Consider the following 9,023-nt stretch of genomic DNA (forward strand, 5'->3'; position numbering starts at 1 on the left):
GTTAGCACGCCGACCGACGCCGGCGCGAGCGCGACCGAACGAACCGGCGCGCTGTTCACCGCAAACGACGTCGAGACGATCGGCGTCGTCCCGAACATGACCGCGACCGACACGAACGCCTCGCCGTACGACGGCGACGGGCGCGACCTCGAGGACGCGATCAACGAGGACGCACTCGCCTCGATCGAACCCGTTCCGTTCGACCCCGCGCTCCGGAACCCCACGGAGCGATCGTTCGCCGACGGCGACTCGCCGGGAGCGCGGGCGATCGCCGACCTCGCCGAAACCGTCGAATCGTTCGTCGCCGGAACGGGCGGAACGCGGGCGCCCGAGGACGCGATCGACCTGCGCGGGCTCCCGCCCGAGACCTGCAAGCGACAGGCGATCACCGAACTTGGCGTCGCCGAGGACGGCCGGCTGTCGCTGCTCTGTCGTCACGACCCCGAAACGCTTCGCGAATCGGTTGCGGAGACCCTCGAGTCCGACGGCAAACGCCTCGAGCGAGCCGATACCGAGGATCTCGGACAGGAGGGCTGGCTCGTCGAGTTCGAGACCGAACCGCTCGCGCGGTCGGAGCCGCTGGCCTGATACGGTCCCCTGTACCGATTTCCGCTCCCGTTTTTTCGGCTCGAGAACGAGTGTCTCGTCTCCGTTCTCTTCCCGTTATAAACCACCCGCTATACCGTGGTTTCCGGGCCGTTCGTCCCCATTCGCTGGGAACAGCCGTGTCTGGTTAAAGAACGGCTACCCAAGCTGGTCGTGTATGGAACACGGACACTCGGAATCCACGGGACGGCATCTCTGCCGGCACACGACTGCACCGTCCGTCAGCTCACTCCGAGCGACGCCCACGGGGTGGTACCATGGCTGACGAAGGATCCGGTATCGAGATGACCCGTCGGGAACTCGGCGCCGCGGCGGCCGGGGTCGCCGGTGCGTCGGGCCTCGGACTGCTGGGCTACCGACGGCTCTCGGGCGACGCGGAGGAAACGGCCGACGAGGGACCGATGAATCCCCTCGAGGAGTACCCGAACCGGGAGTGGGAGGACCACTACCGGGACGTGTGGGAGCCCGACGACTCCTACATGCTTACGTGCCAGCCGAACGACACCCACAACTGCTACCTCGAGGCGTCCGTCAAGAACGGCGAGATCACTCGCCTCGGCCCGTCGATGAACTACGGCGAGGCGACGGACCTCTACGGCAACGAGGCGACCCAGCGCTGGGATCCGCGGGTCTGTAACAAGGGGCTGGCGATGATCGAGCGGTTCTACAGCGAGCGTCGCGTGAAGGCGCCGATGGTCCGCGAGGGGTTCCTCGAGTGGTACGAGGACGGTTTCCCTCGCAACGACGACGGCTCGATGCCCGTCGAGTACGCGAACCGCGGCGAGGACGACTTTATTGAGGTCGACCACGAGGAAGCCTACGAGATCGCCGCCGAGGCGTTCATCGAGATCGCCGACCAGTACAGCGGCCAGAGCGGGATGGAATCTCTGCTCGAGCAGGACTACGACGAGCGCGTCGTCGAGCAGACGGACGGTGCCGGCGTCCGCTCGATGAAGTTCCGCGGCGGAATGCCGCTGCTCGGTCCGATCAAACTGTTCGGCCAGTACCGAAACGCGAACTCGATGGCGCTTTTGGATCACCACGTCCGAGACGTCGACGAGGACGAGGCCCTGGGCGGCGTCGGGCTGGACAACTACTCGTTCCACACCGACCTGCCGCCGGGTCACCCGATGGTGACGGGCCAGCAGACGGTCGACTTCGACCTCGCGAACGTCGAGTACGCCGACCACGTGGTCCTCTGTGGGATCAACTACCTGACGACGAAGATGGCCGACTGTCACTGGCTGACAGAGGCTCGCCTGAAGGGCACGAAGCTCACGGGCATCTTCACCGACTACAACGCGACGGCCTCGAAGTGCGACGAGCTGATCACGGTCCGCCCCGCCACCGACTCCGCGCTCTTCCTCGGTGCCGCGCGCGTCCTCATCGAGGAGGAACTCTACGACGAGGAGTTCGTCCGGAAGTACACGGACCTCCCGATGCTCGTCCGCTTGGACGACGGGGAGTTCCTTCGCGCGAGCGACGTCATGGAAAACTACGAACTCGGTGAGCTCGAGAAGACGGCGACGGTCGCCGACGAGAGCGAGCGTCCGGGCGTCGACATCACGGACGTCGACGAACAGTTCATCACCGACGAACTGCGCGAGGAGTGGGGCGACTTCGTGGTCCGCGACGACGAAACCGGTGAACTGGAGGCAGTCACCCGCGAGGAGGTCGGCGACGAGTTCGACGTCGCGGCGACGCTCGAGGGAACCTTCGAGGTCGAACTGGCCGACGGCGAGACGGTCGAAGTGCGCCCCGTCTTCGATCTCATCAGAGAGCACCTCGTCGAAACGTGGGACACGGAATCGACCGCCGACGTAACCGGGACCGCCCCGGAAGCGGTCGAGAACCTCGCCCACGACCTCGCCGACAACCAGGAGGAAACGCTCATCCTGACCGGAATGGGTCCGAACCACTACACGAACCAGGACCTGAAAGATCGCGCGGCGTTCCTGGTTGCGTCGCTGACACAGAACGTCGGTAGCTTCAGCGGAAACATCGGCAGCTACGCCGGCAACTACCGAGCAGCGTACTTCAACGGCGTCTGGCAGTACACCCAGGAGAACCCGTTCGATCCCGAACTCGATCCGGACGAGCCCGCGGAGGTCGACGGTCGGTTCGACTCGCAGTCGGCCCACTGGTACGCGAACTTGGACGAGCCGCTGAAAGTCGAGGGGGAGTACTTCCAGGGCGATTCGCATATGCACACGCCGACGAAGTCGGTGTGGATCGCCGGGTCGAACTCCTTCCTCGGTAACGCGAAAGGTTCGTACAAGATCATCGAGGACGCTCTCCGGACGGGCCGCATCGAGGCGTTCTTCTGTAGCGAGTGGTGGTGGACGATGACCTGCGAGTACTCCGATATCGTCTTCCCGGCCGACTCGTGGGCCGAGCACAACGTCCACGACATCACGGCCTCGGTGACGAACCCGTTCGTCATCACGATGCCCGAGAGCGGGATCGACCGGATCTACAACACGCGAAACGACGCCCAACACTACAAGGGCGTCGCCCAGAAACTCGCCGAGAGCCTCGACGAGCCGCGATTCGAGGACTACTGGGAGTTCATCGACGAGGACGAGCACAAGGCAAAGCCGTACCTCCAGCGGATCATCGACCACTCGAACATGGTCAAAGGGTACGACGTCGAGGAACTACTCGACGACGCCGAGGACGGGACGCCAGCGCTGCTCATGTCCCGGACCTATCCGAAGTACGTCGGTAGTCGGCAGATCCAGGACGACGATCCGTGGTACACCAAGACCGGACGGATGGAGTTCTTCCGCGAGGAAGAGGAGTTCACGCAATCGGGTGAGAACATCCCGGTCCACCGCGAGCCGATCGACGCGACTCCCTACGAACCGAACGTCCTCGTCGACGACAGCGACAGTCCGGTGATCGACCCCGAGACGCCGGACGACCTCGGCTGGGAGGACGACGGTGTCGACGACACGAAGGCCCGGCAGGTCCGGAACGTGATCAAGACGCCGACGGAGTTGCTCGACTCCAACCACCCGCTATCGGAGCTGGCCGAGGGGTACGACTACATCTACATGACGCCGAAGTACCGCCACGGCGCGCACACGTTCTCGAACTCCCTGCCGAACATCGCGGTCTGGTGGGGCAACTACGGCGACATGCACCGCGAGGACGAGCGGATGCCGTACTACGGTGAAGGTTACGTCGAGATGAACCCCGACGACGCCCGTGAAGAGGGGCTCTCCGACGGTGACTACGTGTGGGTCGACGCGGACCCCCAGGACCGCCCGTACCTCGGGTACGACCCCGACGAGGGCGAAGACGATTACGCCCGGGCGATGATGCGCGTGCGGTACCAGCCCGCGATGCCCGAGGGCGTTACCCGAAGCTGGATGAACGTCAACCAGACGTCCCACAAGTCCTACGAGGCGCAGGAAGAACGCGACGACGGCATGGCCAAGTCCGAGGACACGGACTACGTCTCCCTCTACCGACAGGGAGGTCACCAGAGTGCCACGACGTCGTTCTTCCGACCGACTCGGCTGACCGACAGCATGCCTCGCAAGGACATGGCCGGCCAGAACATCGGCGAAGGGTTCGCGGCGGACGTTCACTGTGCGAACGGCGCGCCCAAGGAGGCGTTCGTCAAGATCGACAAGGCCGAGGACGGCGGCATGGACGGCGAGGGCGAGTGGGAACCCGTCGAGAAAGGAATCCGCCCGAGTAACGAGGACGAATCGATGGAAGAGTACCTGAGCGGTAACTTCGTGACGACTTCCGACGACTAACACAAGGTGATTACCAATGGCTGAAGTATACAACTGGCAGATCGGACGCGAGATGGAGTACCCCTACGCAGAGGCACGACCGGAGAAGCAGTGGGGGGCCGTCTTCGACATCAACAAGTGTATCGCGTGCCAGACATGTACGCTGTCGTGTAAGACGACCTGGACCCACAACGAGGGCCAGGAGCACATGTTCTGGAACAACGTCGAAACCAAACCCTACGGCTCCCATCCCATCGGCTGGGACAAGGAAATCCTCGAGCAACTCGGCGTCGGCGAGTGGACCGAGCAGGACGGCGAGTACGTCTACGAGGGCGACACGATCTTCGAGGCCAACGACGTCGACTGGGAAGACATGGAGCCCGACGACGATCCCGGGAATATGCACGGCGAGGGGATCGAGGGTTACCGTCCCGACAGCGAGGACTGGGCCCACCCCAACCTCGGCGAGGACGAACCGGCCGGCGAGCAGTTCGAGGCGGACACGCACATTTCGGAGGACCAGGAGACCCACCCGATGTGGTTCTTCTACCTCCCGCGGCTGTGTAATCACTGCTCGTTCGCGGGCTGTGCCGGCGGCTGTCCGGTGCAGGCGGTCTACAAGCGCGAGGAGGACGGGATCGTCCTGATCGACGAGGAGAACTGCGAGGCGTTCCAGGAGTGTGTCCGGGCCTGCCCGTACGGCAAGTCCGTCTTCAACACCGAGAAGAACGTCTCCCAGAAGTGCGTCGGCTGTTACCCGAAGGTCGAGGAAGGGCTCGTCCCGCAGTGTTTCGAGAACTGTCTGGGCAAGATCCGCCAGCACGGCTGGATCAACCCGCCCGAGGAGGCCGACTCCTCGAACCCGATCGACTACCTCGTCCACGACGCCGAGGTCGCCCTGCCGCTGTACCCCCAGCTCGGCCTCGAGCCCAACGTCTACTACATCCCGCCGATCAACGTCCCGGACGACTACCTCGTCCAGATGTTCGGTCCGCGGGTCAAAGAGGCCAAGGAGACCTACCGGGCCGCCCGTCGCGGTGACGAGGAGTACCGCAAGCTCCGCGGCCTGCTCCACCTGATGGGGTCGACCGAGTGGCGCGTCGAGGAGTTCGAGGTCACCGACGAGGAGGCCATCGGCTACGACGAGGACGGCTCGACGGTCGCCCGTGTCCCGATGGAAGAACCGCAGTACGAACGCGAACACTTCGACGAGGAGAACGACGCCTACCGGCTCGACATCACGTAACCATGACCGCAATCACACACGTTCACCGCGCACGACTGTACAAGCTCGCCTCGATGGCGTTCGATCGCCCCGACGAGGAGTTCGAGGAGGTGCTGCTCTCGGGGACCTTCGAGCAGCAGCTGCTCGAGTCCGCCGCGGTGCTCGAAAACGAGGAACTCGAGGAACACGCCACGGCGGTGGCCGAGGCGGCTCCGACCGACGAGGACGTCGTCGACGAACTCTACTCGGAGTGGGCCGGGCTGTTCGGCTTCGAGGAGGGCGGTGACATCCAGCTCTACCAGATCGAGTACAGTCCGGGAACCCTCGTCACCAGCACCGACGTGCTGGCCGACATCTCCGGGTTCTACAAAGCGTTCGGGCTGTCGATGGAAGACGAAAACCGCGAGCGGGCCGATCACCTCTGTATCCAGCTCGAGTTCCTCTCGCACCTGGCTCTGCAGACGGCCTACCTCGAGAACGAGGGCGACGAGACCGGCGTCGAGGTCGTAACCGACGCCCAGGGGAGCTTCCTCGAGGACCACCTCGGGCGCTGGACGGGTCGGTTCCGCGAGACGCTCGACGAAGAGGCCGACGTCGAGTTCTACCGGGCGCTCGCGACGCTGGTCGACAGCCTCGTCGGCGACGACACCGACCGGTTCGGCGTCGAGCCGAAGGAGTTCGAGGAGACGCCGCCGTCGCCACTCGAGGGGCTCAACGACGGCGAGGGCGACTTCCGCTGTGGAACCTGCGGGACGACGCCCTCGGGATCGACTCCGGAGATGCCCATGGGTAACCGCGAGGGCCCCTACTGAGCTTCCGTTCGGTTCCGGCCGCGTCCCGTCCGATCCGCAGTCGTCCCTTCTCCGATCCGATTCGGCTTTGCTCGATCCGATTTCGAGCCGACTCGAGTTCGAACGCGTCTCCAAACTTGTCGCTTCCACAGCCTTCCCCTAATAAATAGCCCCGTATATTTTGGGAGCCAATTGGTACGAGTCCCGCCAAAAGAAGTGAGTAGAACGACGATGTCCGCGACGAACTACGACCGCGACCCCGCCGACTCCGTATCGCCCCTCTCGACCGACGACGACGTCGACGTCGACACCGTCCTCACGGCCCTCGAGGACGGCGACTGTCGAACGATCCTCGAGGCGACAACCGACGAGGCGCTGACCGCCTCCGAGGTCGCCCAGCAGTGTGATATCCCGTCCTCGACGGTGTACCGCAAGCTCGAGCTGTTGACCGACGCGGGACTGCTCGAGGAGCGGATCCGGATCCAGATGGGCGGCAAACACGCCAGCGAGTACTGCCAGTGTTTCGACGAGATTACGGTCTCCGTGACCGGCACGGAGGGGGTTTCGATCGACGCCCCCGGTGCGGGCTCGAGTGCGCTCTCGGACTGACGGCTACGCTTCTGCGACGCTCCCGCCGCTCTCGAGCGACTGACACGTTCCACTGCCTTCGAATCGGCTTCCGGAACGAATTACAGGTAGAGTTCCATCTCGTGTTCGCCCCGCCCGCTCGCCGTCGTCTCGAAGCCGGCCGACCAGTAGAGGTTCATCGCGATCCGGTTCGATCGGGAGACGGTGAGCCAGACGTGTTCGACGCCCCGGTCCTGTCCCTGCCCGAGCAGCCCGCGGATGAGCTGCGTGCCGATCCCCGCCGCCTGGTACTCCGGCCGGACGAAGATCGCGAGCTCGAATAGCTCGCCGGAGGGCACCAGCACCGCGTGCCCGACCGCGTCGTCGCCGTGGTACGCGACGGTGTTGTACCCGTCCTCGAGCAACCCCTCGAGCCACTCGCGGGTTCGATCGTCCGATCTGGGCGGGAGCCCCTGTGACCGAGACTCCTCGTCGAAGTGGCTATACATCTCGACGAGGGGCTCGGTGCCGTCGTCGTACTCGACGACGGTTATCGTCCGGCCCTCGTGATCGTCGGCCGTCGTCGGCGGACGCGGGAACCGCGGCCGCTGGTCGGGCGGGAGGGTCATGTGGTGTACTCGGACGAGCACGTCCCTAAGCCTGTCCCGGGTTCCCAGCGGCTGGGAGCGAGCGAGCATCCGTCGTTTCGGCCCGAGAGGATCGGTACCGTACGTCTCTGCGGGACGAGCACGGTACGGTTTTCCCCGTTCGGTTCGAAGTTCGCCCCGTATGAAACGCCGCCAGTTTCTCTCGACGACCCTCGCCGCGGCGGGCGCCGCGACGGTTGCCGGCTGTTCCGGCACCGGCGACCTCGCCGGAGAGGACGGGCCGTTCCCGTCCCGCGACGTTCCCGGCTACGCCGGGTGGGTCCCCGAGGCGAGCCGAGGAGCGGAGACGGGCACGTTCTTCGCCCACCTCGACTGGACGGCCCTCGAGGAACTCGAGCGGGAGGACGAACCGAGAACCGACGACGAAACCGAGGCGCTCCTCGAGGAGGTCCCGATCCTCGGTCTCCCGATGTACGGCGGGCTGGTCGCCCCGTTCGCGGTGTTTGGGATCATGTTCTACCCCTTCTCCGGCGACATCCTCCCCGAGGACGGCCAGGAGGTCGACGGGATCGCGACCGACTCGGTGACCTGGACCGAGAACGCGCTCGTGTTCCACGGGACGTACGACCCCGAACTCTTCGTCGCCCAGTACTCCGAGGGGTTCGAGCAGGCGGACGAACGGGACGGGTACACCGTCTACGTCGCCCCCGAGGAGCTGGCCTACGCGGTTTCCGAGAACGCGGTCGTCGTCGCGATCCAGCCCGACGACGGCGACGGGTACCGGCCCGAGGCGGTCGTCGACGGCGCGCTCGAGCGGAACTTCGACGAGGTCGACCGGGTCGTCGACACCGACGACGGCCGCTGGCTCTTCGAGACGACGGGCGACGCCGCGATGGCGTTCGGCGTCTGGAACGTCGAGAATTTCGACGATGCGCTCGAGCCAGCCGAGGAGATCGACGCCGGCGAGGAGCCGCGGGTCGACCTGGACGCGGGCGGCAACCCCGTCCTCGACGATCTCGAGGGGTTCGTCGCCACTCTCGTCGTCTCCGCCGAGGACGGCGATCTCCTCGAGACGGAAGCCCGGTTCTCGGGGCTCTATCCCGAGGACTCGGTCCCCCCCGAGAGCATGGTCCGGGACCACCTCGTCGGTGAGGACGTTTCTCACGAGATCACCCTCGAGGGAAACCGGGTCCACGCGTCGGCGACGTTCGAGGAACTGCCGTCGTAAGCTGTTCGGAAGTTGGGGTCGGGTGGCTCGAGATTGCTTCCGCTGAAGGATATCTACGAACGACACCTATCGGCCTGGCCAACTTTATTTCAATCCAGAATAGGTGAAATATAGTCCCGGGCGGATTCGAACCGCCGTCATGGGCTCCAAAGGCCCATATGATTGGCCACTACACCACGGGACTTCTCACTCCGGTCGAAGCCCCGTAAGGATCGCAGTTCCAAGGGAACTGCTCACCACCACGGGACT

6 protein-coding genes, 1 tRNA gene and 1 pseudogene are annotated in these 9,023 nt (G+C 65.0%); 6 read left to right on the forward strand and 2 right to left on the reverse strand.

All coding sequences use genetic code 11. The annotated features are described in order from the left end of the window. From ACNA7R_RS17570 to ACNA7R_RS17590, 5 genes and pseudogenes are all read left to right on the forward strand, one after another. Nucleotides 1–588, forward strand: a pseudogene (locus ACNA7R_RS17570) (chromosome partitioning protein ParA); the annotation flags it as partial. A 275-nt stretch (nucleotides 589–863) separates the two neighbouring features. Then, nucleotides 864–4,376, forward strand: coding sequence for a molybdopterin-dependent oxidoreductase (locus ACNA7R_RS17575; RefSeq protein WP_416284828.1), 3,513 nt, complete (start codon nucleotides 864–866; stop codon nucleotides 4,374–4,376). 16 nt (nucleotides 4,377–4,392) lie between these two features. Next, a complete protein-coding gene (locus ACNA7R_RS17580; RefSeq protein ID WP_416284829.1) occupies nucleotides 4,393–5,601 on the forward strand; it encodes a 4Fe-4S dicluster domain-containing protein in 1,209 nt (402 codons plus the stop codon). A 2-nt stretch (nucleotides 5,602–5,603) separates the two neighbouring features. Then, nucleotides 5,604–6,392 (forward strand): TorD/DmsD family molecular chaperone, encoded by a 789-nt coding sequence (locus tag ACNA7R_RS17585; RefSeq protein ID WP_416284830.1) that lies wholly within the window; start codon nucleotides 5,604–5,606, stop codon nucleotides 6,390–6,392. A 210-nt stretch (nucleotides 6,393–6,602) separates the two neighbouring features. Next, the gene (locus ACNA7R_RS17590) at nucleotides 6,603–6,980 is read left to right on the forward strand and encodes a helix-turn-helix domain-containing protein (RefSeq protein ID WP_416284833.1); all 378 of its coding nucleotides are present in this window, start codon (nucleotides 6,603–6,605) and stop codon (nucleotides 6,978–6,980) included. 80 nt (nucleotides 6,981–7,060) lie between these two features. Here the strand turns inward: ACNA7R_RS17590 and ACNA7R_RS17595 are convergent, their stop codons facing one another. Then, nucleotides 7,061–7,567, reverse strand: a complete 507-nt coding sequence (locus ACNA7R_RS17595; RefSeq protein WP_416284831.1) for a GNAT family N-acetyltransferase — start codon at nucleotides 7,565–7,567, stop codon at nucleotides 7,061–7,063. 160 nt (nucleotides 7,568–7,727) lie between these two features. On the opposite strand from ACNA7R_RS17595, the gene ACNA7R_RS17600 reads away from it, so the two are divergent. Further along, entirely contained in the window at nucleotides 7,728–8,774 is a 1,047-nt protein-coding gene (locus tag ACNA7R_RS17600) for a hypothetical protein (protein WP_416284832.1), read from the forward strand. A gap of 111 nt (nucleotides 8,775–8,885) precedes the next feature. Here ACNA7R_RS17600 and ACNA7R_RS17605 read toward each other — a convergent pair. Continuing rightward, nucleotides 8,886–8,958: transfer RNA gene (locus tag ACNA7R_RS17605), tRNA-Gln, on the reverse strand. Between the last annotated feature and the right edge of the window lie 65 nt (nucleotides 8,959–9,023).

It is taken from the genome of Natronococcus sp. (assembly GCF_047921035.1).
In the GTDB taxonomy this organism is placed as follows: domain Archaea; phylum Halobacteriota; class Halobacteria; order Halobacteriales; family Natrialbaceae; genus Natronococcus.

Excerpts from the sequence above, each read along its gene's own strand:
- ACNA7R_RS17575 (WP_416284828.1), top strand. The coding sequence starts at position 864 with ATGGCTGACGAAGGATCCGGTATCGAGATGACCCGTCGGGAACTCGGC.
- ACNA7R_RS17580 (WP_416284829.1), top strand. The coding sequence starts at position 4,393 with ATGGCTGAAGTATACAACTGGCAGATCGGACGCGAGATGGAGTACCCC.
- ACNA7R_RS17585 (WP_416284830.1), top strand. The coding sequence starts at position 5,604 with ATGACCGCAATCACACACGTTCACCGCGCACGACTGTACAAGCTCGCC.
- ACNA7R_RS17590 (WP_416284833.1), top strand. The coding sequence starts at position 6,603 with ATGTCCGCGACGAACTACGACCGCGACCCCGCCGACTCCGTATCGCCC.
- ACNA7R_RS17595 (WP_416284831.1), bottom strand. The coding sequence starts at position 7,567 with ATGACCCTCCCGCCCGACCAGCGGCCGCGGTTCCCGCGTCCGCCGACG.
- ACNA7R_RS17600 (WP_416284832.1), top strand. The coding sequence starts at position 7,728 with ATGAAACGCCGCCAGTTTCTCTCGACGACCCTCGCCGCGGCGGGCGCC.